Below are 25,943 nucleotides of genomic sequence, written 5' to 3'. Positions count from 1 at the left end.
AACTTACGCGATGATAAAAGCGTTGAACAAGCTTATTGGGTTAGGTATGCCTGAAACTTGTCGTATTGACTAAGAAATACGCGAAACGGGGTGGCTCTATCTCTAAATTTAATTACGCAACAAAGCCCATTAATGATGCAAATCACACTTAATTTTGCTTGGTACAAATATGCAGTGAAGGGCTTTTATTTGCTATTTCGCGAATCGGGTTAATCCATTAATTTTAATTCAAGAACTTCAATAGTGAATGAGTTAATAAATGATCACACAGCTAACTAACGTCAACTTAATTAATAACAACCTTCAAGCGAAAAATAAAAAAGAACTGTTTGAAGAATTGGCAGGCATGTTATTTGAGAACAAGCGAATCAGCAGCAAAGAAGCCTTCTTGGCAGACATCGAAATTCGTGAATCTCAAAGCATTACCTCAATGGACGGCATTGCTTACCCACACTCAAAAAGCAACGCAGTCACTGAACCCGCAATTGCTGTCGGTGTTAAGCGTGAAGGCATTGAGTATGGCGATGAAGACGGCATTAACCCAACCGTATTTTTTATGATTGCATCACCAGATAACGGTGCTGACCATCATATTTATGTACTACAAGAACTATTTGGAAAATTCAGCGATGAATTTATTCAAAATATCCATAACGCAAAAGACGAACAACAAATCCTTAATATTTTAATTAATTCATAAGGCGTAGAAAATTATGAGCACTCTAGCAAATCAAGCTACCAATACCAGTAGCAATTCTAATAATAAGAATAATAGTAGCGACTATAAAAAAATCCTCAGTACTATGAAAGGTCACCTGCTTTTTGGTACATCACACATGCTACCTTTCATCGTAGCCGGTGGTGTTCTGTTGGCTTTAGCGGTCATGGCATCGGGTAAAGGCGCAGTACCTGCCGACGGCTTGCTGGCAGACATCTCTAATATCGGTATCAAAGGCCTTGTTCTTTTCCCAATCATTCTTGGCGGCTTTATTGGTTACTCAATTGCAGATAAACCAGCACTGGCTCCTGCTATGATTTCTTCTGGCATCATGGCTGACATGGGCGGCGGCTTCCTTGGCTGTATCGTGGCAGGCTTTATCGCCGGTGGCGTGGTGTTCCAACTTAAGAAGATCCCGCTTTCTGCGAACATGACAGCGCTAGGTGCTTACTTCATCTACCCGCTTCTAGGCACTTTAATCTCTGCAGGTATCGTATTGTGGGGTATCGGTGAGCCAATCAAACTGTTCATGTCTTCTATGAACGAGTTCTTAGCTTCAATGGCTGGCGCATCTAAGATGGTTCTAGGCACAATCCTTGGCGGCATGACAGCGTTTGATATGGGCGGCCCTATCAACAAAGTAGCAACCCTATTTGCTCAAACTCAAGTAGACACACAACCGTGGCTAATGGGCGGCGTAGGCATCGCGATTTGTACACCACCTCTAGGTATGGCATTGGCGACTTTCCTATTCAAAAACAAGTTCTCTAAACAAGAGCAAGAAGCAGGTAAAGCAGCAGCAATCATGGGTTCTATCGGTATCTCTGAGGGTGCTATCCCATTCGCAGCAAATGACCCAATGCGCGTACTTCCTTCAATCGTTGCCGGCGGTATCGTTGGTTGTGTGTTCGGCTTCATGACAGACGTTCTACTGCACGCACCGTGGGGCGGCTTAATTACTGCACCAGTATCAAGCAACATTCCAATGTACGTCGTCGGTATTGCACTTGGCTCACTAACCACAGCCGTTATCGTTGGCTTCTGGAAACCAGTGGCTGTTGAAACCGATGAAGACATGGCTGAAGCGCCAGTACAAGCTCAAGCGGCTCCAGTAGCAGGCGAAGGCGAGTACGACATCGTAGCAGTAACATGTTGTCCTTCTGGTGTTGCACACACCTTCATGGCCGCAAAAGCACTAGAGAAAGCAGGTTTAGCAGCAGGCCTTAAGATTAAGGTAGAAACACAAGGTCAAAACGGTATTCAGAACCGCATCAGCGACCTAGATGTGGCTAACGCAAGGCTGGTTATCTTGGCTCACGATATTCAAGTGAAAGACGCACACCGCTTTGCTAACGCGAACGTGATTGAATGCTCGACTAAAGAAGCGATGAAGAAAGCCGCGACTATGGTCGCTATTTAAAGCCAAAGGTTATCTAAAGCCAAAAGCTATCTAAAAGAATCAATAAATTAGTGAATGCTCACTATTGATAAAGTAACTACCCCCTAGTAACTAAAATCCCTATTCGTTTATCAACGAATGGGGATTTTTTATAGTTAGGCTAACAGTATCCTTCTCGATACAAGTCATCTGTATCCCCGTCGCTTAGATGAAAAAATATTACGTTATGTTGTTGAACATGGTTCTTTTTCAGGGGTGAGACTTACTTTTAACTGTTTGGAGGTCATCGGGTAGCCCAGATAATAACCTTGGGCTTGTTCGCAATTCAACGTTTTCAAAATTGACAGTTGTTGAGCATTTTCAACCCCTTCAGCCACGACATTAATGCCAAACCCTCGTGCTATATCAATGATACCAGACGTTATGGCTCTAGAACGATAATCATCTTCTAACCCATTGATGTAACTGCGGTCGACTTTGATTTCATCTACATCTAATTTGCTAAATATACCAAAAGAAGTGTAACCAACACCAAAGTCATCTATCGAAAAGGACACCCCTTGTTTTTTTAACGTCTGAACAGCGATTGCACACTGATCTATATCTTTCAAAATAGCGGTTTCAGTGATTTCAAGACAAAGTGAGCGAGCAAACTCGGGATCCTTTCGTAGATATTCATCCAGATGGTTCATGTCATCAACGCTATTTAGCTCTACCGCTGAAATATTGACCGAGACACTTTTAAGCTCATTTCCTAGCAAGCCATTAGCCCTAAGTTGTGAAGCAGTCTTCTCTAGAACTAACGTAGTCAAATCACGACAAAAATGATTCTCTTCTGCTAGCGCGACAAATTTACTTTCAATGTTGTATTTAGGCTGAAACACAATATCAATCGCTTTGTCATCAATCGCTTTACGTAATTCTTGCACCATCTCTTGACGTTGACGTTCAAGCTCAGTGAGCTTTGGGTCATGAAACTCAATCGTATTCTTGCTTTTCTTTGCTTCAGTTAAGGCATGGATTGCTGATGCCATAAGTTGCTTGGCATTATTTCCATCAGAGGGGAATAGAGCAGCGCCAATACAACAAGTGGCGTTGATATCATAACGATAAGCACATTGGTTAAATCTACGATGTACGAGAGCAATGTAGGATTCAATATCTTCCTTATCATCAAGTTTGACTAAACATGCGAAACCATCGGAATGTACCCGTGAAGAAAGTGGTTGATGCTCAATAGGAAGTTCAATCGATCGGGCGATGTCTTTTAAAAATAAATTCGTATTTTCGAACCCAATCTGATCAGCTACAGATTTGAAGTTATCAATGTCGAGTAAGAAGAGGACATAATGGTCACTGGCCTGGGACTTTTTTAGCCTTTTGTTTAAATATCGATAAAAAACGGATGGGCTATGAAGCCCAGTAACACTATCAAGATCGTTAGCGCTCTCTAAATCTCGATTATTTTTCCGAACCATTACCCATAACAAAGCAGACGTTAGAATGATAAATACCAGGCCTTTGACTGTCTGTGCTAAGGCGTGTTCTCGCAAGTCATTTGATAGTGATTCAACCGCGAGATCAGAAAATAAAACCCATAAAGATGACAGTATTAAGTAACTGAATACAATGTTGGCCGGATATCTTTTTGTCTTGTTCATCGTTAGCTGCTATCTCTCAGTCTAATGTGTCATGACTTATATGTTATAAATTGCTCATAACGTAGCACCAACATAAATCGCAATCTACCGCTCGCGTTTTTATTTTTAACTTTTGTTTACCGATTTTCGTCATCACTCTGCGCGACGAAAACCTTTTAAAGCTAAAAAATGCCAAGAACAATTTGTGAGAATATTAGCTCTTAGCCAAACTAAGAGCTGCCAATCGCTTTTGTTGATGTCGAGTAACTGTCATATGACTCTTCAATCACAATTGTATTTCGTCCTTTAAGCTTTGCTTGATAAAGCGCCCTATCAGCGCGATCGACACAGTCTTTCCACTTTTCATTTTCTGATAGCAAGCTAATACCAAAACTAGACGTAATTGTTAGAGTTGGTTGTTGCTCAAGTTTGATCTTCTGAATTGCTGAGCGTAATTTCTCTGAAAGGGCTGCGGCTCGCTCCAGGTTCGAATTAGGTAACCAGATAAGAATTTCATCACCTCCAAGTCGGAAAACAGTATTAGGTAAGTCAATTAGCTTCAATACCGTTTTAGCTAAAGCTTTGATCGCATCGTCACCAACAAGATGTCCAAACTGATCGTTCACTTGCTTAAAGTTATCTATATCCAGTAACACAATGCAAACAGATTTGTAATTCACCTGTGCTTGATGTTTTTTTACCGCCAGATCAAGAGCTCTGCGGTTTTTTAGTGTCGTAAGAGGGTCTTGTTGTGAAATACATTGAAGTGAATGTACTAGCCTCGCATTTATCAGCCAAAGCATTGAAAAAGACATAGATACAATAAGGATAATACTTAAAATGTACGTATATTCATTTAAGTAGTTCGAACTGATTAGGCTATTGATATCATTCAATGCAAAATTCGTCTTTATCGCTCGAAAAGTCATAAAAAGACTATAAATAATAAAAGGTAAAGCCATCATATTCACAGCTAACGCAAGATCATTCTTTTTTCCGTTCAATATCACTATGGCCGAACTTGCGGTCACGAACGCTAAGTAGAGACTCATAACAATAATACGATTTTGTATAGACTGGTCATAATAAGTAAATTGAACAAAACTCACCAAAACTAAGAATAAAGCTATGCGGCTATATTGAACAATATGACGTGGATGGCGACGAAAAATAGTCAAACTATGCAATACCAAATGAAAGCCATAAGCAATGGTTAAGTTTGCAACAATAATACTAATAAAATCTGGGATTACCCCTCTCAGGCTTAATAGAATGGTGCCACTCCCAATCACAAACATGGATGTTGAGAACAGGGAAAGACCCAGTACTTGCTTCTGAGCGGATTGGAATAATAACAGGCCAATACTAAAAATAAGTGAGAATATAATGAAAATTATACTTAGAGTTCTTATATCTAACGGGAAATTATCCATATTTTTCCTTAAATAGGATAGAAAACCATGTCATTTCGGCTTTATTAAACATGACATGTGGTTTGCTTTCTTCCTTTTTTCATTTCAACTTTTAAGCAAGCAAATAAAAATGCACAAAACTGCATAAGAGAGCAATAATAGAAGCTAACGAGCATAGCAATTTTTAATGCAAATCACATCTCTGAAGCATTTATTCTTACGTTGAATTTTTTTGTTCGATGAAAAGAATTGATATAAGTGGTCGGAAAAGAATGAGATAAGCTGCAGAGAAATGAGGAAAAATTGTTATATCGTTATGCACCTCATAGAATTTATTAAAGGTTAAAATAACTTAGAAATAACCAATAAATTAATGATTGCCCACTATTGATAAAATAACTACCCCTGCTAACTAAAATCCCCATTCGTTTTGTCAGCGAATGGGGATTTGTTTATCTAAACAATTGGTCACAAGCTTGAGCTCTGTAACGTCAGTCTGATCAGACTTGAGAAACAAGCGACTCTTCGGTTTCCAAATCAAACAAGTGACACTGTAGCGTGTTAAAATGGAGCACGGTCTCTTCGCCACTGTTTGCAATGCGATTCGCATCAAACGGAACACGCGCCACCAGCTTGTCAGATCCAACTTTAAAGTAGAGATAAAGCTCGTTACCCATAGACTCGACAACATCTAGCCTGTGCGTTTGAGTATTCACCTCAGACAATGGGGCATCGTGATTGGCCAATTGGATATGCTCAGGGCGAACACCAAACCACAGCCACTCTCCTGCCTTTTCACGAGTGATAGCTTGCTTATTTTGTGGTAGCGTCCAACGAGCACCACTTTCTGATACCACGTTCATTAGGCCGTCAATCTCGTCCACTCTCACCTTGATAAGGTTCATGGCTGGCGAGCCAATAAAGCCTGCGACAAACTTGTTCGCTGGATACTGATAAAGATTCATCGGCGTATCGACTTGCATGATCTCACCTTGATTCAGCACACAGATGCGGTCGCCAAGAGTCATCGCTTCCACCTGATCGTGTGTCACGTAGATCATGGTGGCATTCTGTCCTTCTTGCTTCAGGTTATTGTGTAGCTGCGCAATGCTGACACGAGTCGAGACACGCAGCTTAGCGTCTAAATTAGACAGAGGCTCATCAAACAAAAATACATCCGGCTTACGCACCATCGCTCGACCTAGAGCCACGCGCTGCCTTTGACCGCCGGACATTTCACCCGGCTTGTTATTTAGCAGATGCTCGATATCGAGAGTCTTGGCTGCATCTTCAATACGTTTATTGATTTCATGCTTTGGCAACTTCTGCTGCTTAAGGCCAAAAGCCATATTTTCGTACACCGACATGTGCGGATAAAGCGCGTAATTTTGAAACACCATGGATATGCCACGATCTTTAGGTGGCAGCTCATTCACACGCTTATCGCCAATGTAGACATCGCCTTCTGAGATATCTTCAAGGCCTGCGATCATACGAAGCGTCGTGGATTTTGCGCAGCCAGACGGCCCAACAAACACCATGAACTCACCTTCGCGAATATTCAGATCGACACCGTGCACGGCCTTAAAACCATTTGGGTAGGTTTTCTCTACCCCTCTCAGTGTGACTTCAGCCATAACCTGTCCTTAAATCAATTCGTTAAATACTATCTTTGCAATCTGTCGTGAACGTTTTAGCCACGTTCTTGCAGTTGATTGAGCTCAAAATGGGCGACTGATGCGATAACCAGATCCGCCACAGGTTCTAACTCGCTCTGTTGTGCGGTTCCTGTCAGCACGCCAACATTGCTTGCGCCTGCGTTACGTCCAAACTCCATGTCTGAAACCGTGTCACCAAACATGATGACTTCGTGTGGCTCAATACCGCATTGTTCACAGAAGGCATTGAGCAGTGCGGGCGCTGGCTTCGGTTCGATATCGCCATCGGAGTAACCGACATAATCGAACATCTCGCTCAAACCCGATTGCTCGAGCGTGTAGATGGTCGAGTCTTTGGTGTCTGCGGTCGCGATGCCTAAAATCATGCCTTGTTGCTTGAACAGACCAAGCTTTTCAGTCACTCCCGGTAGCGCTTCAATCCAGCCTGGGTTCGCTTCCACTTCGTCATTGAACGCCGCTTTGGTCACCTTGGTAAACTCAGTAAGCGAGACATTGGGTTGCAGCATGTTAAACCACGCTATCGCGGTATCTTCCACTGGGTTTGAGGCTAATAGTCCATAGTTATCAACCACATCACCTTCCACACCAATAGCCAAGAGTAACTCAGCAGGTGTGACAGTTTGATTACCTTGATGCTGGTCACTGTATGATTTTACACGCTCACAAGCACCACGAGAAACATTAAGCCACATCTTGTGAAACTCTAACAATGTGCCGTCTTTATCAAATAACATCGCCTTAAACTTCATCACGGCTCATTCGCTCCATTAGTTCTCCCCAAGTACGCACTAGGGGTTGGTTAAATTCTGGTTTTTTGCCATCGAATACGGCATTGATGCAGCCTTCAAATTCACTCTCATTCGATGAAGATTGAGTGCTGTTCGATCCTATTGAAAATGGAAGATCTCCACGACGAATATCGACGCGGCTCCAACTATACCCTTCTTCGATATGGATACTTTGCAGTTCATCGTTCAGAACGATTCGTTCAACGATCTCGCCATCAACTACGCACTCCGCGTAGTAAGGGTTTTCTGAATCAGTGACTGCAATTCGGTATGTTAGCGGCTGACCTTGAGAGTCGTTACCCGGCAGCAAGTCACCCAAGTTGATGTCAAAGTTCAAGCCGCAACGGCGCTCCAGATAGACTTGTCCGTTACGCAAACCAGACAAGATGCCTTCGCCACTCAAACCGTGGCTGTAAACGAAGGTCGATGGGTCGCCATAGATGGAAGGCTCATCCGATTTAGGATTACGCTCATGGGGCTCAAGGTGTGAATCACTGCCGCCAATCGCCGTAATGCGTTGGCCACAATTCCACATTTCACTGAGAACCAATAACGCCTCTTCGGTCGCTTTCGGCGAGGTTGACCAAGTAGGGTCGCAGCACACTTCAAACGTAGACACTTGGCTGAGAGCCACTTGATCGTAATGCCAATGCCACGGCTTCATCATTGGGTGATTGATGCCAAGGGAGCTGTGTCCGCCATTGTGTCCACTTCTAGCTAAGCTCAATCCGGCTTCCATGGTCGCTTGGCTGCTGTGTTCAACGTCCCTCAGGTCTAAAGACTTAACTGGGCCATGAACATTGAAGTGTCCTAGGTCTGTCGTTACTTCTAACGCGGGTAAGAACAAGCATTGCTTTGATACAGGCAGCTTAGGTTGGCAGATGTTGTGCTCGGTAAAGAAGAAGAAATCGAGCCCTTGTGATTCGACAATATCTTTAGCCGCTGCCAAGGTGTTATGGCCATCTGAAAGCTGAGTGTGGGCGTGTAAATCACCTCGATACCAGCGAGAGTCAGAACTCAGCATGTGGCTGTAATCGAACTCGATATCGTGATCAGTGGTGACCGTTGGGTTCAGCTCTAACTCACTCTCAATTCCGTCAGTACCTAGCTCATTAGAATGATTAACTAACTCATCAGAATAAAGCACATCGACTTGATATTGCATCGCGCGCTCGGTGCGAAACTCACCTTCGAGATTGTAAAGTTCTAAGAACCACTCGCCCGATGGAATGGCACCATCAATCGCGCCTAACCCGGAGTCTTGCTGTTGGATAGTGAGTGACTTGTACGCTTTTTCAAACAGCACCTTGCCACGAAATTCTTGGTTGGCATCGTATGCCGCCGCGTACAAGAATCCTTTTTTCACCGTCGTGCCTGTAATCACTACGCTGTGAGAACCTGTTGGCACATCGAAAGGGATACGTACTCTGCCAAACGGCAGCTCACCTTGAAATTGGGTCATTGTCTTCACCAAATTCGTCCTAATTGAAGGACTGGGTCAAAAGAGGCCCACCCGAAAAGGTGGGCCTTTGTTAGTTCATCGTTCGTTGTTCGCGATTTATAACTAGGAACTAGAAGCTCATAGCTAGCGACGAATTTTAATCACGATCGTTTACTGATTAAGAACGATTAGCTCGGTCTAGTGCGCGTTGTGCTTTCTTAGCCGCTTGTTTTAGCGCTTTGTCAGCAGGCACATTTTGGATTTGAATCTGATCCGCGGCCACTTTCAACGCATCCATGATCTTACCGTTAGTAGGGTCTAGGAAGTCTTTGGTCGCCGTGTTTGCTTGCTTCAAAGGAATCAGAGCTTGCGGATTCTCTTTAGTGAATGCTTGGTATTCTGGTACTTCAGAAACGCTGTTACGCACTGGGATATAACCCGTAAACGTTGACCATGCTGCGGTGTTCTTCGCGTTGGTGTAGAACTCAACAAATTCAAATGCACCTTTCGCTGCCGCTTCATCTGTGCCTTTTGGCATCACGTAAACCAACGCACCCGCCTGTGGCGCAGAAGGGTTTGAACCCCAACCAGGCTGTGTGGTTGCTGAAAGCTTAGTGAAGTCCAAGTCGCCTTGGTCGCCCGATGAACCGGTGTAACCAAGTGCGTTATCTTTCATCACGTCATCAATGGTTTTGTACCAGTATTCCCAGCCTTGGCCACCGTAGTGAATACGCATGATTTGATCATCGTGGATCCATTTACGGAAGCTGTCCCACACCTCAACCCATTCAGCAGAATCAATTAGCACTGTTTTGCCGTCATCACTGATGATCTTCGCGCCGTTAGAGAAAGCCGCGTCAATCATGTTGTCTTGGCCCCACATCGGCTCCCAACCATAAAACGTCACTTTGCCTTTCTCATCACGCTGTGTGACTTTTTCAGCGACCTTAGCCACGCCTTGCCATGTGTTTAGGTCTTGCTCGGTAAAGCCGTTGTCTGCCAATACCTGCTTGTTGTAGTAGAACACTTGAGTTGTGCCGTAAGCAGGTAAGCCGATGATGGTGCCATCGTCTGCGGTCACTTGGTCTTTAAACGCACCAATGAAGTCAGAGAAGTTAAACTCTTCATCCATGAAAGCCGTTAGGTCGCGGCTCAAACCACGTCCGTGCATCGCTTCCGCACGACCTGAATCTAACAGCACAAGTTCAGGTGCCGTTTTAGATGCAAGGCCTGCTTGCAGCTTCTGGTACGTTTCCGTGTAGTTGCCTTGCAATGCTGGCTTCACCACATACTCATCTTGGCTGGCGTTGAACTCTTCGATGAGCTTAGTCATCATTTGTTGTGGCTTAGTACCACCGGAATACCAAAAGTTAACTTCGGTTGCGGCAAGAACACTGCTAGAGAACATAGACGCGCTTGCTGCGCCAGCACACACTAGTGCGAGAGTTTTTAATTTCATTTCCGTTTACTCTTTTACGCCGTTATCGGCGATACCTGAAAGAATCGTCTTTTGACAAATGACGAATAGAATTAACAAAGGCAATACTGCAATGGTGCTCGCCGCCATAATTTGCGACCAGTTCAATCCATAGTTACCTTCGGCAATAAAGTAGTGACGAATCCCGGTCGCAATCAGGTTAAGTTCCTGAGTGGTGATAACCAAGCTAGGCCACATGTAGCTGTTGTAATTGGTAATAAAAGTGATGAGGAACAGTGTTGCGACTGCTGCTCGGCATTGCGGTAAGATGATTGCCCATAAGATTTTGAGCTCACCTGCACCATCAATTCGTGCCGCTTCAATCAGCGACGGATGCACCTTGATAAATACTTGGCGTAGATAAAACACACCGAAAACCGACGCCGCGTTCGACGCCACCAATCCCATGTGTGAATCTAACAAACCCAGTTTTGCCAAGGTGATGTAAGACGGAATGTACGTCACTGCGCCCGGCAGCATGTAACAGCCCATCACGATAAAATAGAGCACCGTCTTCGAACGAAACTTCAACTGCGTGAGTGCATAAGCAAACATCGCCGAGTTCACAATCACCAACAGCGTAGTGAACAAAGCCACGCTAAAACTGTTGAATATGTACAAACCAAACGGCGCGCTGTGAAAGGTTTCGACAAACGTTTCCCAACGAAACTGCTCTGGAATCAAGTTCAGCGGACTAGCAAAAATTTCATCATTGGTTTTCAGAGAACCAGACAACATCCATAAGAACGGGAACACCATAATGGTTCCGCAGGTTGCCAAGAACAGGTGCTTAGCCAGTGCGATAAACGAACGGCGATCCACTGAGCTTCTCTTTGACGCAATCTCTGATTTGGCCGCTTTCGTTTGGGTTGTGACTTTAGATTCAGCCGCTCTTTGATTTAAGACTTGATTGGCATCCAATACTTGCGTGGTCATAATTCTGTCCTTTCAAAAATCGACTAGTAGTACACCCAGCGCTTGCCGATGTAAGTATTAATAAGTGCCAACAATCCAGTAATCAGGAATATCACTAACGATGTTGCGGCCGCAGGTCCCATTTCGTAACGCTCAAACGCTTGTTGGTAGAACAAGTACAACAAGGTACGAGTCTCACCGCCCGGCCCGCCTTGCGTTAGGATCTGGAACTGATCGAACGCCTGCATTGCCGTGATAATGTTGACCACTACTAAGAAGAATGTGGTTGGTGAAATCAGCGGCAACGTTATCTTCAAAAATCGCGTTAAGCTGCTGCAACCATCGATCAAAGAGGCCTCATACAGGGACTCTGGAATCTTGTTGAGTGCACTGATGTAAAACAGCATCGTCCAACCAATCGCCTGCCAAACCGTCACGATAATCACAGCAATCAAGGCTGTGTTTCCGTTTTCTAGCCATGGAATCGCGCTAAACCCTGCCGACTCCAATAAGTGGTTTGCCAAGCCCGATTTAGTTTCAAAAACCCAAGACCAAACAATCGACACCGCGACGGTTGGTGTAATCCAAGGTGAGAAGATCACCGCACGATAAAACTGGCTGCCCTTGAAGTTTTTGTGTAACAACATGGCAAATACAAGCCCAAGAATGATGGTGGGAATCACCACACCAACCGAGAACCAAAACGTGTTGAGCACTGCTTGAATAAACTCGTAGTCCTCAACCATGTACTCGTAATTTTCTAAACCGATGAACGAATAATCTGGCGAGATGTAATCCCAATCGGTGAAGCTGATGTAAATTGAATAACCAAATGGTACGAGCCAAAAAGTAAACAGTGGCACCAACAACGGTGCAGTCAATAACAGTACCTTTAAGCGGTTTTTCATTGGTTGTGAGAAAGCACTCATGGTGACCTCGTCCTTATTTGTATGCGGTTAAACTAAGTGTTTTTTATGACAGGTTAGTAAGAGCGCCCTTCATTTTTTTTATGGCTATCCATAAGAAAATGTTTACTCCAGTTCACCATCTTCCATCTGGTGATAGAGCCAATCACAGAAGAAATTCACCTTCGCGCTGCGACTGTGTTTGGTAATGAGATAGTGGGCAGACTCGGCAGGCATCGAGGATTCACTTGCTAATACAAGGTCTTCTTTCCTGAGCAATTCAGACACTGCAAGCGAACGTACCAGCAACATTCCAATGCCATGTTTGACCGCCTCTAAGGCATGTAAAGAGTTACTCACTTCGAGCAGAACTTTCGGTAAAGTCATCTCGAATTGGTTATGCCCAAGCCATTGCAACCAGTTCTCTCGATAGCCTTTCACCTGAACCGTTGGCAGAGCAGCGAAGTCGGGTTTGCTGAGTAATTCTTGATGCTCGGCTTTGAATTGAGGACTACACACCAACTGCCAATGTTCTTGAAACAGTCGCTCGCAATGGGTGTCTTCGCTTTCGACCTTGCCATTGGTCAGTTCGATATCAACATTCTGACAAGGGGTAGTTGATGGCCAGTCCACCAGCTGAATATCGAGCCTGATAAAAGGGTATTTTTGATAAAAGGATGGCAGGCGAGGTAACAGCCAGTTATGGCAAAAGGTATGGTTAACGCGCAGGCTTAACACATCGGTTTCTTTTTCCCCGAACAGGATTTGAGTCTGCAGCTTCAAGTGAGCAAGCGAGCCCGCAACAATCGGTTGATAATGTTGAGCTGAAGAGGTTAGCTTCACGCCTTTAGAGCTGCGTTCAAACAGGGTCGTATCGAGAAAGGCTTCTAAACTTTTGAGCTGCTGGCTCACCGCAGCTTGAGTCACACAAAGCTCTCGGGCAGCGGCGCCAATGGAACCAAGACGAGCAACAGCTTCGAACGCAACAAGGGCGCGTAGAGGGGGTAACATGGCTTCACCTGATTGAAATAAAAGTGAAAAATACTTCAATCAGGTTTCAGTTTTTTGCGGTTCTAGTTACAGATTAATGACGAAGGGACATTGATCAGATATTTATGATCAACGTCCCTTTTCTTCTATTTCTTATTTCTATTTTTATACTCAATGCCTTCGCTTCGTCATATCAGAGCTCGCATCAAGCTTATCTATTCTTTGATATAAAGATCCTTAGAATAGATGCGCCCTTCAACGTTGTTCTTAGCAAAACCACCGACACTTGGTCGCACTAGGCGAGCCTGCATGTAGTAATAGATTGGCGCGATAGGCATATCTTCAGCCAGTAACTGCTCCGCTTGATCATAGAAACCTTGGCGATCTTGCTCATTGGTTGCGGCTAATGCGCTGTCCATCGCTGAGTCGTACTTGTCGTTGTTGTAACGAGCAAAATTACCCGATGACTCTGAGCGCAATAGGCTCAAGAAGGTCGACGCTTCATTGTAGTCACCGCACCAAGACGCTCGCATTACATCAAAATCACCTTGGCGACGTGATACTAGGTAAGACTTCCACTCTTGGTTTTCCAACTCAACTTGCGCGCCTAGGTTACCTTTCAGCATGGATGCAATCGCCACTGCAATCGACTTGTTCGACTCACTGGTGTTGTAGAGCAATTTGAAATCCAATGGATTAGCTGCATCGTACCCCGCTTCTTTCAGTAGCTCTTTTGCTTTTTGGTCACGTTCCTTTTGAGCCCATGTGCTGTATTCAGGCTGAGTCGCATCAAAGCCTGCTGTATATTCATGAGCAAAGGTATAAGCCGGCAAGTTACCCACCTGAGTGACGCCATTGGTAATCACATCACGCATCATTGAGTAAGACACCGCTTTACGCACTCTCGCGTCATCAAACGGAGGTCGTGTGGTATTGAATGCGTAGTAATAAGTACACAGTAGAGGGACGGCGGTATAAGCGTCTTGATACTTTGTTTTCAGCTGCTGCGCCATATGTGTTGGTACGTCAGAAGTGATATCAACCTCGCCCACCGCATAACGGTTAATCGAGGAATTTTGGTTCTCAAACGGAATGTAAGTCACTTGAGTTAGGTTCGTATCTGAACTGTCCCAATAGTTAGGATTCTTCTTCAGTTCAATCCGTTCGTTAACCACCCACTCGTCTAAAACAAAAGCGCCATTCCCCACAAACTGCTTAGGATCGCTCCACGGCTTGTCGCTGTTTTCTAGCGTTGTCTTGTGAACTGGCATCATTGAGGTGTGGCCTGTCATCGCCACAAAGTAAGGCACTTTACTATCAAGCTCGAACTTCACCGTGTGTCTATCGACAGCAGAGATACCTAACTCTTCAACGGGCTTCTTACCTTCCGCCACGTCAGCAATATTGCTGATTTGAGTAAGTTTAAGATACCAAACATTCGGCGAAGCCAGTTTCGGGTCGACCGCTCGTCTTATCGCATACACGAAATCATCGGCCGTCACCGGATCGCCATTCGACCATTTAGCATCTTTACGCAGATGGAATACAAACGTCTGGTTGTCTTCGGTTTCCCAAGATTCCGCAACACCTGGAGTGATGTTGCCATCGCGATCTTGGATCACTAAACCTTCAAATAGGTCACGTAGAATGTGCATTTCAGGCAAGCCTTCTGCCTTTGCCGGATCGAGTGTCGCAGCTTCCGCATCATTGGCTCGCACCAAGTGTTGGTCTTTTGCCAGTGAAACACCAGCAGGTAAGGTTTCAGCAACGGCAGTCACTGAGATAAAAGGGGTCAATAAAGATGAAATGAGTAAAGCCGTTGAATGTTTCTTAAAATCCATGTTTTTTTGCTCTCCTAGCCTATCTTTGAAGCAAAGTAATAAAATTAACAATGCGACGGTTGACGAGTTTTGACGCTATGGTTTATTTAATAGAGGTCATCTAAATAGTAGTGACTATTTGATAGTACTTGATCAATCAGGAGATTAAGGTGAGTTTAATTCCAAGAACGGAAAGAGCTGCGTTTTCGATAAAGCCGCTGTCATATGGAAAATCGGTGTTGGGTGCACCTTTGCTCTATTTCCCCGCGCAAATAGAAAGCGAATCTCGCGGGCTAATTTTAGCAGGCACACACGGTGATGAAACCGCATCTATCGCAGGTTTGTCTTGCGCCCTAAGAAGTTTGCCTGCCGCCAACTTACGACACGATGTGATCCTGTCGATGAACCCAGATGGCAATCAACTAGGCACTCGCGCCAACGCAAACCAAGTCGATTTGAACCGCGCCTTCCCGACTAAAAACTGGACAGAAAACGGCACCGTCTATCGCTGGAGTTCTCACACCCCAGTCAGAGATGTAAAAGTAAAAACGGGAGAAGCCGACCAACTTGAACCTGAAGTGCAGTCACTTATCAACCTCATTGAGCAGCGCCAACCCAAGTTCATCATCTCTTTCCACGAACCACTCGCCATGGTCGACGACCCAACTCAATCAGAACTCGCCATTTGGCTGGGCAAACAGTTCAACCTACCACTCGTTGAAGACGTGGATTACGAAACCCCAGGCTCATTCGGTACATGGTGCCAAGAAAGAAACTTACCGTGTATAACTGTGGAACTGCCTCCCGTTTCTTCGGATTTGACTATCGAACAGTATTTGGAGGCATTTGTGGCAGTATTGGGGGGAGAGAGAGGGAGGGCAGGTTGACTTATTGTTGGACAAAAGTGTCTCAGGAGTTACTCTAAATTAGCAATTCGTGGATAACTAAAGGTATGGAAAAGTGAGTATTGGAGAGCGAGCGCGATGCGTAAAATCGCACTAGTAAAAAGGTTGGTTTAGATGCCGACTAAATGCGGTTCCGCTCAAACCACTATTATTGAATAAAAAGCCTTTAGCGGTGGAGCTAGAAGAAATTCACCCTTCGAATTGACTTTGTAGTGTAAAAACGGCTCCCTATCGGGAGCCTGTCATATGTCTAAATCTCGGTGCGGATTAAGTGCAGTTAAGTTCAATCAACTATCGATGTTGCATGAATGCTGTATTTAATTACATCGAATGTAATCAGATTCCAAACATATTTTAGCTCTTTTTTTCGCCTCATTGACATCGATTAATGTCATTCTTTTAATCATTATATCGAAGTCGTTTTGCATCCCTTCCTTGCCATTATATTGAGCTAATTTTAACCACATGTAAGATGTTTTATCGTTTTTAGTCACACCTTTACCTTCTGCGTACATTGATCCAAGATTGTATTGAGCTGTCGCAAGTCCTTGCTCAGCTGCCTTTGTGTACAAAGACACCGCTTTTTTTTCATCTCTAGAAACACCGGTGCCCTTTGCGTACATAACACCTAGATTGTTTTGAGCATCTACATCACCCTGCTCCATGGCCTTTCTATACCAAGACACCGCCTCTTTATAGTCCTGAGAAACACCTCGACCTTCTGCGTACATAACGCCTAGATTGTTTTGAGCTGTCGCAAGTCCTTGCTTAGCGGCCTTTCCGTACCAAGACACCGCCTCTTTATCATCTTGAGAAACACCGATGCCTTCATCGTACATCCACCCTAAATGGTTTTGAGATCTCGCATGCCCCTGCTCTGCAGCCTTTTCATACCAATACACCGCTTCTTTATCGTCTTGAGAAACACCCGCACCTTGCTCGTAAGACATTCCAAGGTTATGTTGAGCATCTACAACCCCCTGCTCAGCGGCCTTTTTATACCAAAACACCGCTTCTTTATCATCTCGGGAAACACCTCGGCCTTCTCCGTACATAACGCCTAGATTGTTTTGAGCTAGCGCATGTCCTTGCTCGACGGCCTTTTTATACCAAGACACCGCTTCTTTATAGTCCTGAGAAACACCTAGGCCTTTTTCGTGCATAACGCCTAGATTGTTTTGAGCTAGCGCAAGTCCTTGCTCAGTGGCTTTTCTATACCAAGATACTGCTTCTTCATAATTTTGAGAGATACCTCGACCTTCTACGTACATGCTGCCTAGATTGTTTTGAGCTAGCGCATGCCCTTGCTCAGCGGCCTTTCTAAACCACAACACCGCTTCTTCATAATCTTGAATTACACCCACACCTCGTTCGTAAGACAATCCAAGATTATATTGAGCATCCATAGCACCCTGCTCAATGGCTTTTCTATACCAAGACACCGCTTCTTCATAATTTTGCGAAACACCTCGGCCTTCTGCGTACATGGTGCCTAGATTGTTTTGAGCTAGCGCGTGTCCTCGCTCTGCGGCCTTTCTATACCAAGATACCGCCTCCTTATCATCTTGAGAAACACCTCGGCCTTCTCTGTACATAACGCCTAAATTGTTTTGAGCATCAACAGAACCCTGCTGAATGGCTTTTCTGAACCATGACACCGCTTCTTTGTCATCTTGAGAGACTCCTCTGCCTTCTGCGTACATAACACCTAGATTGTTTTGAGCTAGCACATGCCCTTGCTCGGCGGCCTTTCTATACAAAGACACCGCCTCTTTATCATCTTGAGAAACACCTTGGCCTTTTTCGTACATCCATCCTAAATTGGTTTGAGCTCTCGTATAACCCTGCTCAGCGGCCTTTCTATACCAATACACCGCCTCTTTATCACCTTGAGAAACACCTCTGCCTTCGTCGTACATAATGCCTAGATTGTTTTGGGCTCTCGCATACCCCTGCTCAGCGGCCTGTCTATACCAAGACACCGCCTCTTTATCATCTTGGGAAACACCTCTGCCTTCGTCGTACATCCACCCTAAGTTAGTTTGAGCTCTTGCATACCCCTGCTCTGCGGCCTTTCTATACCAAGACACCGCCTCTTTGTCATCTTGAGAGACACCTCTGCCTTTTTTATACATCCATCCTAAGTTAGTTTGAGCGCTCGCATCCCCCTGTTCAGCGGCCTTTCGATACCAAGACACCGCCTCTTTGTCATTTTGAGATACACCTCGGCCTTTTTCGTACATAACGCCAAGATTGTTTTGAGCTCTCGCATGTCCTTGCTCAGCGGCCTTTCTATACCAAGACACCGCTTCTTTGTTATCTAAGGAAACACCGATGCCTTTTTCGTACATCCATCCTAAGTTAGTTTGAGCGCTCGCATCCCCCTGCTCAGCGGCCTTTCTATACCAAGACACCGCTTCTTTATCATCTTGAGAAACACCTCGGCCTTCGTCGTACATCCATCCTAAATTGTTTTGAGCTCTCGCGTTCCCCTGCTCAGCGGCCTTTCTATACCAAGACACCGCTTCTTTATCATTTTGAGATACACCTCGGCCTTCGTCGTACATCCATCCTAAATTGGTTTGAGCTCTTGCATACCCCTGCTCAGCGGCCTTTCTATACCAAGACACCGCTTCTTCATAATCTTGGGAAACACCATTGCCCTCTTCGTACATCCATCCTAAATTGGTTTGAGCTCTTGCATACCCGAGCTCTGCGGCTTGTCTATACCAAGACACCGCCTCTTTATCATCTTGAGAAATACCTCGGCCTTTTTCGTACATCCATCCTAAATTGTTTTGAGCTCTCGCATGCCCTTGCTCAGCGGCCTTTCTATACCAAGACACCGCTTCTTTGTCATCTTGAGAGACACCTCGGCCTTTTTTGTACATACGTCCTAAATTGGTTTGAGCTCTTACATATCCCTGCTCCGCAGCCTTTCTATACCAAGACACTGCTTGTGTATCATCCTGAGATACACCTTTCCCTTCTTCATACATAACGCCTAGATTAAATTGACCGTGAGCGTCCCCTTGCTCTGCCTGATGAAAGTATGCAGCTTTTTTTGCTTCAATATCGTCTTGATGTCGATCTTGAGTGCACCCAGCCAAGCTAATAGAAACTATTAAAAAAATTAAAATTCGCATCTCTGACTCTGTTGTATAAGTAATAATTATTATTTATGTGTGTAACTTGTGATTTCCACAAAATCTATGACAAGTAGTAGCAAAGTCGCTATAGCGACCTTTAAATAGCAAGTAATAAGATAATGCGATCTTCTCTTTGTGACTTTTTATAAAATCAATAAGTTAGAAGAAAGTCAATCGAGTGAATTGCTTATTGTTGCATATATTGAATATTTACTGCGTTTGAGTGAATTCTAGTAGGGAAAGGCTCGTCGCTAAATTGTGTAGAGTATTCATTCTGTCAAATAAACGGGCAGGGATGTGTCAGTCGAGAATCAACGACTCGACTATTGAGAAGTTAACTAGGAATAAGTTCTTGAGGGTTAAACTTAACAAGTTCAGTAGCTGAAATTCCTGTGTTGCGTACATAGCGAGTCACAAAGTTGTGCCCCCTCACGCATAACACAACTAGCTCCCCTAATGACTCACCGACGTCGAAAACAAGTTAATAATCACGACGCCCACCAAAATCAAAACGATCCCGATGATCGCGTAGATATCGAGCTTTTGCCCGTAGACCAACCAAGACAATGCCGCGACCAATACGATCCCAGCTCCACACCAAATCGCATACGCCACACCTAAAGACATAGTTTGCACTGTGAGAGACAACAGATAAAAGGCACAGCCGTAGCTAGCCAATACCGCGGCAGTGGCAGGCAAAGAAGTAAATTGCTGCGTTTTAGGTAATAGAGAAGTTGCGACAACTTCAAGCACGATAGCGAGTGATAGCATCACTGGAGGTGGGAGAGATAAAAGCATGTTCGAGTCCACAATAATAAAATACGGCGCTCAGAATATTGTAGTTTTATTTCCAATTCATGCGATTTTCAGTAAGCAATTATTATGACATACCCTAAAAAGCCTTGAGTGTAATCCTCGATTGAAGTTTCTCTACAGACAAACAAAAAGGACCCACGAATTCATCTTTAGTGGGTCCTTCTTTAATCCAATGATCTAGAAACCTAGTCAGCTATAACAAAGCAATGAAACTTAGTTTACTGACGTAGAGCCTCTTAAAATATCGCGCTTAACTTCACCTTTCAGATCCGTCAAAGTTTGTTGGTCGATATCAATCAAGAAGTGATCACTCGCTTGACCTGTTGCGAATTTTTCAAGAATCACGAACAAGCTGCCGAAACGTGAACGGAACACTTCACCAACGGTATATTGGCCAAGGTCACCCAGATCTGAATCCACCGTGCCATCAAACTCTGAAAGCTCTCGGCTTAGCAACTCGTATTGGCGCAGTTGTGTTTCACCGATATCACGGAACGCCAGTTCGTCTGCATTACGTAGTCGGTAGAAGTCGGTTGCAAGAGTTTCACCTTCCCATGTTGCGAAATCTTCAAGCACTAGACCTTCTTGAGATGCAATAGCGTCAGCTTCAACTTTCGCTGCTTGCCAGTCTTGTTTAAATTGTTCGTAGTCTTCTACACCATTTGCAACACAACCCTCGACTGGATAATTCATTTCATCAGCTAGCTGACAAACCGTAAAATTGGTTTCTAGCTGAGACATGATCATCATATCTTCACCGTTCATGCGCATGATCATTTCACGCATTTCGATTGGCCAATCACTAGGAAGGAAACGCAGACGCGTTAACTCACGGATATGCCAATCAGTCAGTTCGTAGTAGCTCTCTGAATCCAAAATATCTTTGTTCCAGATTTTCGCTTGTGCTTCCGGGTCTCCGATTGCAGCTTGAGTAAGATATTCATGCTCTTCTTCATAGTGACTGAATAGCTCGTTGTAACGTTTAACTTGATCGATAACGACGGTTTCAACTTCGATTTGGTTATCCGGGCGAATGTTCAGCAGCTTGTAAGCTGGGATGTAACCCGCTAGCGATGGCGCTTGGATGTTGAAGAGTGTGTGTTGAACACCATCAATATTGAAGCTCTTCTTACCCGTATCATTAAAGTGCATGTGACCACCAACGTGGATGTTTAAGCCTGTCGCTGCCAATGCTCGGCTGGTATTGTCATCTGGTTCACGAGCCAATTGATGGCTTCCTTCTCCAAACAAGTCTTCAATCTCTTCAGAGGCACCGTTGTAGAAATCGGTCATTGGGAAGTGTGAGAAAGAGACCAGAGTCTTATTCTGTTCTTTCGCTGCTTTTACTACATCAGAGATCCAATCGATCACATGTTCTTTGTGGGTCAGCATCATGTTGTAGCCAGCACTGCTTGAGCCATCAAACGTATTTCCATCTAAAGAACTATCAGACGAACCTTCTTGGGGGCGATAAACATTCGCGTCGATTGCCAACAACCAAAGTCCTTTCACAGGCTCTACTAAGTAGCTGGTATCAGGCACTTCAGAACAGCTTGAGTAACCGCTCTCTTTGTAACTGCCTCCAGTGCCTTCGTAACAGATCTCGTACATACGTTTGTCAAAGGCCGCTTCTTCTTTAGCTAAGTCATAGCTGTAGTTAGCATGAGCTTGGTCACTACTGTAAGGCGTTTCAAAGTAGAGATAATCTTGCTGAGGATAGAAACCGTGAGTACCAAGGATACTCATGATCTCTTCATAACCCCACTCACGCACTTCTTCAGTACAAATGGTATCGAGGTTGTCACCGGATCCAGGAATGGTTGTCCACTCATCTTCATAGCCAACACACTCTTCTTTACCGCGACTATAAATACGTTGGTTCTTGCCCCCTTCACCTAAAAAGTCGGACTTACCCGCAGGGATAGTAAATGGCCTCACTGGATCGTGGTTGCCTGGTGCTGCAAAAAACTCAAGGCCGTACGTGTCGCGATAGTGATCAAAAATGCTTACTAAACCACGCATATGAATGGGTTGGCCGTCATCACTGAAGTCACCCGGCAGGGCTACGTACTTCACGCCACGCTCAACCACATCATCTAACGCCGCAATCATCGCGAAGTAGTTTTCGTTGAATAGACGAGTAGAGTTCATCTGAGACTCCATCGTTCTGATCGTTGCATTCTTACCACTGATTGCATTCGGCAACCCTGCGAACGAGCCGTCCTGAAAATCACCGTAAACATCATGGAAATGGATATCAGGCATGAACGCCACTTGCACTGCGCTATCCATATTGCCGCTGTCATCACTTGGTGAACTTGAATTGCAACCAACCAGAGCTGCTGCTATCAAGCCTGACAGTACGGTCAATGTACTCTTTTTCATTTTCTCTTCCCAAAAAGTTAGAACTCAAAATTTGGCGAGGAGATTAGGTGAGTAAAATGACACTATTGTTTCTGATATCTTACAAAACGTCGTATGCAGAGTGCTTATGCGACATTGCTTCAATCATTAAAATTCAATTAGTTAGTAACGATTATAAGTATTGATAAGTCTATCGTAGGAATCAGTTATTAATATATAAGCTGCCATAACACAATCACTCAAACATCAATGATAACTATGCATTCAGACTATTTGGATAAGTAGCCCTCCATCAAAACCCGACTAGATCTGAATAAAGTAATTACTGGGAACGCAGAGCAGATCTTTATACTAACTATTACAAATACGTAATAATCATTTTCAATTTAAAGGGATTATCAAAACTCATACTCACACCTATACTAGCTCCAACAAAACGAGAGAGCGGAAACAATTAAGCTCAACTACTCTTAACGGGTTAAAGCTAATTGCACAGTTATCCGCTGTACTGACATATATAGGAAGCATCCAATGACAATCGAAATTAAACCTGGTCAAACGCATATCAAATCAAAAGCAATGGTTGCATGGGCAGCTGGCGAGCCACTAAAAATGGAAGAAGTAGATGTACAACTTCCTAAAGCGGGTGAGGTTCTAGTTCGCATCGTTGCTACTGGTGTTTGTCACACTGACGCATTCACATTATCAGGTGACGATCCAGAAGGTATCTTCCCTTCAATCCTTGGTCACGAAGGTGGCGGCATCGTTGAGATGATCGGCGAAGGCGTTACAAGTGTTGAGATTGGCGACCACGTTATCCCACTTTACACAGCTGAATGTGGCGAATGTAAGTTCTGTAAATCTGGTAAAACTAACCTATGCCAAGCGGTTCGTGAAACGCAAGGTAAAGGCCTAATGCCAGACGGTACAAGCCGCTTCTCTATTAACGGCGAAACAATTTTCCATTACATGGGTTGCTCTACTTTCTCTGAGTACACAGTACTTCCAGAAATCTCTCTAGCAAAAGTAAGCAAAGAAGCACCACTTGAAGAAGTTTGTCTTCTAGGTTGTGGTGTAACTACAGGTATGGGCGCAGTACTGAACACAGCTAAAGTTGAAAAAGGCGACAACGTTGCTGTATTCGGCCTAGGCGGTATCGGTCTTTCTGCAATCATTGGTGCTCGCATGGCTGGTGCTGATCGCATCATCGGTGTTGATATCAACGAGAGCAAATTCGATCTAGCAAAACAGCTTGGCGCGACTGACTGCATCAACCCAACTAAATTCGACAAACCAATCCAAGACGTTATCGTTGAGATGACAGACGGTGGTGTTGAGTACTCTTTCGAGTGTATTGGTAACGTAAACGTGATGCGTCAAGCACTTGAGTGCTGTCACAAAGGTTGGGGCGAATCGGTCATCATTGGTGTTGCAGGTGCAGGCCAAGAGATCTCAACTCGTCCATTCCAACTAGTGACTGGTCGTGTATGGCGTGGTTCTGCTTTCGGTGGTGTTAAAGGCCGCTCTGAGCTTCCAGAGATCGTTAACCGTTACATGGCGGGTGAGTTTGGTCTTCAAGAGTTCATCACTCACACTATGGGTCTGCAAGATGTAAACGAAGCATTCGACCTAATGCACAAAGGTGAATCTATCCGTACTGTTCTACACATGGATAAGTAATTCTCCTTGGTCTCGATACTTAGGTGTCGAGGCCAAAGTTATAAATGAAAAGCAACAAACTGTCTTCACCACCTCCTGCCCGGTGGGTGGTGAAACTTTAAGTGATATAGACAAATTCACTCCCAAACCATCAACCTAACGGAGCACAATAGATGACAATCGAAAACATTAGCCAAGCAAAGGTTGCTGGTGGTTGGCACAAACAATACACCCACTTTTCTGCAACGCTTGACTGCAACATGCGTTTTGCGATTTTCTTGCCACCTAATGCAAGTAAAGAAAACCCAGTTCCTGTTTTGTATTGGTTATCAGGCTTAACCTGTACCGATGAAAACTTCATGCAAAAAGCCGGCGCGTTCAAAGCTGCGGCTGAACAAGGCATTGCCATTGTTGCCCCAGACACAAGCCCACGTGGTGAAGGCGTTGCCGACAATGAAAGCTACGATCTCGGCCAAGGCGCAAGCTTCTACGTGAATGCCACTCAAGCACCATGGGACAGCCATTACCACATGTACGATTATGTGGTAACAGAGCTCCCAGCGCTGATTGAATCTTTCTTCCCAGTGACATCAGTAAAATCAATTTCTGGTCACAGCATGGGCGGACACGGTGCCCTAACGATTGGCATCAAGAACGAAGATAGCTACCGTTCTATCTCGGCATTCAGCCCAATCACCAACCCAATGCAATGCCCTTGGGGACAGAAAGCATTCAACCAATATCTAGGCTTAGATATTGAAGAGTGGAAACACTACGATGCCTCTGAGCTTCTAAAAACCAAAGGCACTAAGCTGCCAATGTTGGTTGACCAAGGCGAAGCGGACAACTTCCTGATTGAACAGCTTAAACCTGAGCAATTAGTCGAAGCAGCTAAGGTAACCAATGCCGATTTAGAGTTACGTATGCAGCCAGGTTACGACCACAGCTACTACTTCATCTCTAGCTTTATTGATGAGCATATTGAGTTCCACGCAGCTTACCTAAACAAGTAGTCACACCGATTTAGCCCACACCTTGCAAAAGCGTGAGGTGTGGGCTTTTTTGTGCCTGCTGTTTGCTTACATTCATCAATCTAAACCGAGGGATGTTCGCAGAGAGTAATGAACAAAGATTTAAAACAAAAAGTTATGAACAGTGTGTCAATTCGTTCAAACTTCCTAACAGACAGGTGATGCCTTCACTTATTCATACTCTTACAATCAGCAAATCAAACCTGTTACCATAGCGCCTTCAACATCACCTATTTTGAAGGTTGCTATGAAAGCAATTAAGACTCTTTTCTTCCTAATGGTTTTACTGAGCGGTCTGTTTACCGCTTGGCTGTTTATCCCAATTCCAGCGACCATGGACAAGCAAACGCTTGACGTTCCATTAACGGAACCATTCAAGCTTGTGGCATATCGCAGCAATCCGAATGATGCGAGCAAGCCGCTGACTTACCACTACTATGTGATTTCAGATGTGGTTAGCGTGGACGACATGGACCCATTTCTGATTACTACGGACCAGTTCGTGAAGCTTGGCGAATTCGACGAGAACACATTCAACCTTACGGTTAACGGTAAGATCGAGAGCTACACCAACGATTTGTGGATCAAAAAGGCCGACGGCAAGCTTCAGCACTGGTACGTGAGTATTGATGCGAACTATGTTCGTTAGAATAGACCTTAAATAAGATTTACCTTCAGACTGCGCTTTGGCTTCCAAGCGCAGTTTTTGTTTCAGCCCGCCCGCTATGCACTCTCCTACCTTTTCCACTTTCACCCGCGACTGTCCTTTCTCTTAAGGTGATACAGACAATCTAAATATCACAAGCAGTGCAGGTGTTATAAGCCCTTAAGATGT

The 25,943-nt window shown here is 44.5% G+C and carries 19 protein-coding genes; 6 read left to right on the top strand and 13 right to left on the bottom strand.

Annotated elements, in window-relative coordinates:
* Positions 1-259 precede the first annotated feature (259 nt).
* Entirely contained in the window at positions 260-700 is a 441-nt protein-coding gene (locus tag AACW75_RS17110) for a PTS sugar transporter subunit IIA (protein ID WP_145572378.1), read from the top strand.
* Between the two features lie 13 nt (positions 701-713).
* Complete coding sequence (locus tag AACW75_RS17105; RefSeq protein WP_135457027.1) at positions 714-2,138, top strand: fructose-specific PTS transporter subunit EIIC; 1,425 nt, start codon at positions 714-716, stop codon at positions 2,136-2,138.
* A gap of 203 nt (positions 2,139-2,341) precedes the next feature.
* On the opposite strand, the gene AACW75_RS17100 is transcribed toward AACW75_RS17105, so the two are convergent.
* From AACW75_RS17100 to AACW75_RS17055, 10 genes are all read right to left on the bottom strand, one after another.
* Positions 2,342-3,778 carry a bifunctional diguanylate cyclase/phosphodiesterase gene (locus AACW75_RS17100; protein ID WP_145572379.1) on the bottom strand — a complete coding sequence of 479 codons (1,437 nt, stop codon included), beginning with the start codon at positions 3,776-3,778 and terminating at the stop codon, positions 2,342-2,344.
* 209 nt (positions 3,779-3,987) lie between these two features.
* The gene (locus AACW75_RS17095) at positions 3,988-5,190 is read right to left on the bottom strand and encodes a GGDEF domain-containing protein (protein WP_237297872.1); all 1,203 of its coding nucleotides are present in this window, start codon (positions 5,188-5,190) and stop codon (positions 3,988-3,990) included.
* A 479-nt stretch (positions 5,191-5,669) separates the two neighbouring features.
* The gene (locus tag AACW75_RS17090; RefSeq protein WP_145572281.1) at positions 5,670-6,806 is read right to left on the bottom strand and encodes an ABC transporter ATP-binding protein; all 1,137 of its coding nucleotides are present in this window, start codon (positions 6,804-6,806) and stop codon (positions 5,670-5,672) included.
* Positions 6,807-6,862: 56 nt separating this feature from the next.
* Positions 6,863-7,597, bottom strand: coding sequence for an HAD family hydrolase (locus tag AACW75_RS17085; RefSeq protein ID WP_145572282.1), 735 nt, complete (start codon positions 7,595-7,597; stop codon positions 6,863-6,865).
* On the bottom strand, positions 7,587-9,098 hold the full coding sequence (locus AACW75_RS17080) for a CehA/McbA family metallohydrolase (protein WP_145572280.1): 1,512 nt from the start codon (positions 9,096-9,098) through the stop codon (positions 7,587-7,589). Before AACW75_RS17080 ends, AACW75_RS17085 begins: the two co-directional genes overlap by 11 nt.
* 157 nt (positions 9,099-9,255) lie before the next feature.
* Positions 9,256-10,536 (bottom strand): extracellular solute-binding protein, encoded by a 1,281-nt coding sequence (locus AACW75_RS17075; protein ID WP_145572279.1) that lies wholly within the window; start codon positions 10,534-10,536, stop codon positions 9,256-9,258.
* Positions 10,537-10,542: 6 nt separating this feature from the next.
* Entirely contained in the window at positions 10,543-11,490 is a 948-nt protein-coding gene (locus AACW75_RS17070; protein WP_102276489.1) for a carbohydrate ABC transporter permease, read from the bottom strand.
* A 23-nt stretch (positions 11,491-11,513) separates the two neighbouring features.
* A complete protein-coding gene (locus AACW75_RS17065; protein WP_145572278.1) occupies positions 11,514-12,398 on the bottom strand; it encodes a carbohydrate ABC transporter permease in 885 nt (294 codons plus the stop codon).
* Positions 12,399-12,500: 102 nt separating this feature from the next.
* Positions 12,501-13,385 carry a LysR substrate-binding domain-containing protein gene (locus tag AACW75_RS17060; protein ID WP_108161068.1) on the bottom strand — a complete coding sequence of 295 codons (885 nt, stop codon included), beginning with the start codon at positions 13,383-13,385 and terminating at the stop codon, positions 12,501-12,503.
* 194 nt (positions 13,386-13,579) lie between these two features.
* On the bottom strand, positions 13,580-15,205 hold the full coding sequence (locus AACW75_RS17055) for an ABC transporter substrate-binding protein (RefSeq protein ID WP_145572277.1): 1,626 nt from the start codon (positions 15,203-15,205) through the stop codon (positions 13,580-13,582).
* A gap of 149 nt (positions 15,206-15,354) precedes the next feature.
* On the opposite strand from AACW75_RS17055, the gene mpaA reads away from it, so the two are divergent.
* On the top strand, positions 15,355-16,071 hold the full coding sequence (mpaA, locus tag AACW75_RS17050; protein WP_145572276.1) for a murein tripeptide amidase MpaA: 717 nt from the start codon (positions 15,355-15,357) through the stop codon (positions 16,069-16,071).
* A gap of 335 nt (positions 16,072-16,406) precedes the next feature.
* On the opposite strand, the gene AACW75_RS17045 is transcribed toward mpaA, so the two are convergent.
* The 3 genes from AACW75_RS17045 to AACW75_RS17035 all read right to left on the bottom strand — a co-directional run bounded on the left by AACW75_RS17045 (position 16,407) and on the right by AACW75_RS17035 (position 22,439).
* The gene (locus AACW75_RS17045; protein ID WP_276574087.1) at positions 16,407-19,235 is read right to left on the bottom strand and encodes an SEL1-like repeat protein; all 2,829 of its coding nucleotides are present in this window, start codon (positions 19,233-19,235) and stop codon (positions 16,407-16,409) included.
* A gap of 456 nt (positions 19,236-19,691) precedes the next feature.
* Entirely contained in the window at positions 19,692-20,036 is a 345-nt protein-coding gene (locus tag AACW75_RS17040; RefSeq protein ID WP_145572274.1) for a DMT family transporter, read from the bottom strand.
* 231 nt (positions 20,037-20,267) lie between these two features.
* A complete protein-coding gene (locus AACW75_RS17035; protein ID WP_145572273.1) occupies positions 20,268-22,439 on the bottom strand; it encodes a metallophosphoesterase in 2,172 nt (723 codons plus the stop codon).
* A 510-nt stretch (positions 22,440-22,949) separates the two neighbouring features.
* Between AACW75_RS17035 and AACW75_RS17030 the strand changes: the two genes are divergently transcribed.
* The 3 genes from AACW75_RS17030 (at position 22,950) to AACW75_RS17020 (ending at position 25,757) form a co-directional block, all read left to right on the top strand.
* Positions 22,950-24,098 (top strand): S-(hydroxymethyl)glutathione dehydrogenase/class III alcohol dehydrogenase, encoded by a 1,149-nt coding sequence (locus tag AACW75_RS17030; RefSeq protein ID WP_145572272.1) that lies wholly within the window; start codon positions 22,950-22,952, stop codon positions 24,096-24,098.
* Between the two features lie 152 nt (positions 24,099-24,250).
* Complete coding sequence (fghA, locus tag AACW75_RS17025) at positions 24,251-25,090, top strand: S-formylglutathione hydrolase (protein WP_145572271.1); 840 nt, start codon at positions 24,251-24,253, stop codon at positions 25,088-25,090.
* Positions 25,091-25,355: 265 nt separating this feature from the next.
* Positions 25,356-25,757, top strand: a complete 402-nt coding sequence (locus AACW75_RS17020; RefSeq protein ID WP_145572270.1) for a hypothetical protein — start codon at positions 25,356-25,358, stop codon at positions 25,755-25,757.
* Positions 25,758-25,943: the final 186 nt, after the last annotated feature.

It is taken from the genome of Vibrio sp. L3-7 (assembly GCF_963898195.1).
In the GTDB taxonomy this organism is placed as follows: domain Bacteria; phylum Pseudomonadota; class Gammaproteobacteria; order Enterobacterales; family Vibrionaceae; genus Vibrio; species Vibrio echinoideorum.
This window is presented reverse-complemented; position numbering and strand designations above follow the sequence as displayed.

Bases quoted from the DNA above. Each gene is read 5' to 3' on its own strand.
- AACW75_RS17110 (WP_145572378.1), top strand. From the start codon at position 260: ATGATCACACAGCTAACTAACGTCAACTTAATTAATAACAACCTTCAA.
- AACW75_RS17105 (WP_135457027.1), top strand. From the start codon at position 714: ATGAGCACTCTAGCAAATCAAGCTACCAATACCAGTAGCAATTCTAAT.
- AACW75_RS17100 (WP_145572379.1), bottom strand. From the start codon at position 3,778: ATGAACAAGACAAAAAGATATCCGGCCAACATTGTATTCAGTTACTTA.
- AACW75_RS17095 (WP_237297872.1), bottom strand. From the start codon at position 5,190: ATGGATAATTTCCCGTTAGATATAAGAACTCTAAGTATAATTTTCATT.
- AACW75_RS17090 (WP_145572281.1), bottom strand. From the start codon at position 6,806: ATGGCTGAAGTCACACTGAGAGGGGTAGAGAAAACCTACCCAAATGGT.
- AACW75_RS17085 (WP_145572282.1), bottom strand. From the start codon at position 7,597: ATGAAGTTTAAGGCGATGTTATTTGATAAAGACGGCACATTGTTAGAG.
- AACW75_RS17080 (WP_145572280.1), bottom strand. From the start codon at position 9,098: ATGACCCAATTTCAAGGTGAGCTGCCGTTTGGCAGAGTACGTATCCCT.
- AACW75_RS17075 (WP_145572279.1), bottom strand. From the start codon at position 10,536: ATGAAATTAAAAACTCTCGCACTAGTGTGTGCTGGCGCAGCAAGCGCG.
- AACW75_RS17070 (WP_102276489.1), bottom strand. From the start codon at position 11,490: ATGACCACGCAAGTATTGGATGCCAATCAAGTCTTAAATCAAAGAGCG.
- AACW75_RS17065 (WP_145572278.1), bottom strand. From the start codon at position 12,398: ATGAGTGCTTTCTCACAACCAATGAAAAACCGCTTAAAGGTACTGTTA.
- AACW75_RS17060 (WP_108161068.1), bottom strand. From the start codon at position 13,385: ATGTTACCCCCTCTACGCGCCCTTGTTGCGTTCGAAGCTGTTGCTCGT.
- AACW75_RS17055 (WP_145572277.1), bottom strand. From the start codon at position 15,205: ATGGATTTTAAGAAACATTCAACGGCTTTACTCATTTCATCTTTATTG.
- AACW75_RS17045 (WP_276574087.1), bottom strand. From the start codon at position 19,235: ATGCGAATTTTAATTTTTTTAATAGTTTCTATTAGCTTGGCTGGGTGC.
- AACW75_RS17040 (WP_145572274.1), bottom strand. From the start codon at position 20,036: ATGCTTTTATCTCTCCCACCTCCAGTGATGCTATCACTCGCTATCGTG.
- AACW75_RS17035 (WP_145572273.1), bottom strand. From the start codon at position 22,439: ATGAAAAAGAGTACATTGACCGTACTGTCAGGCTTGATAGCAGCAGCT.
- AACW75_RS17030 (WP_145572272.1), top strand. From the start codon at position 22,950: ATGACAATCGAAATTAAACCTGGTCAAACGCATATCAAATCAAAAGCA.
- fghA (WP_145572271.1), top strand. From the start codon at position 24,251: ATGACAATCGAAAACATTAGCCAAGCAAAGGTTGCTGGTGGTTGGCAC.
- AACW75_RS17020 (WP_145572270.1), top strand. From the start codon at position 25,356: ATGAAAGCAATTAAGACTCTTTTCTTCCTAATGGTTTTACTGAGCGGT.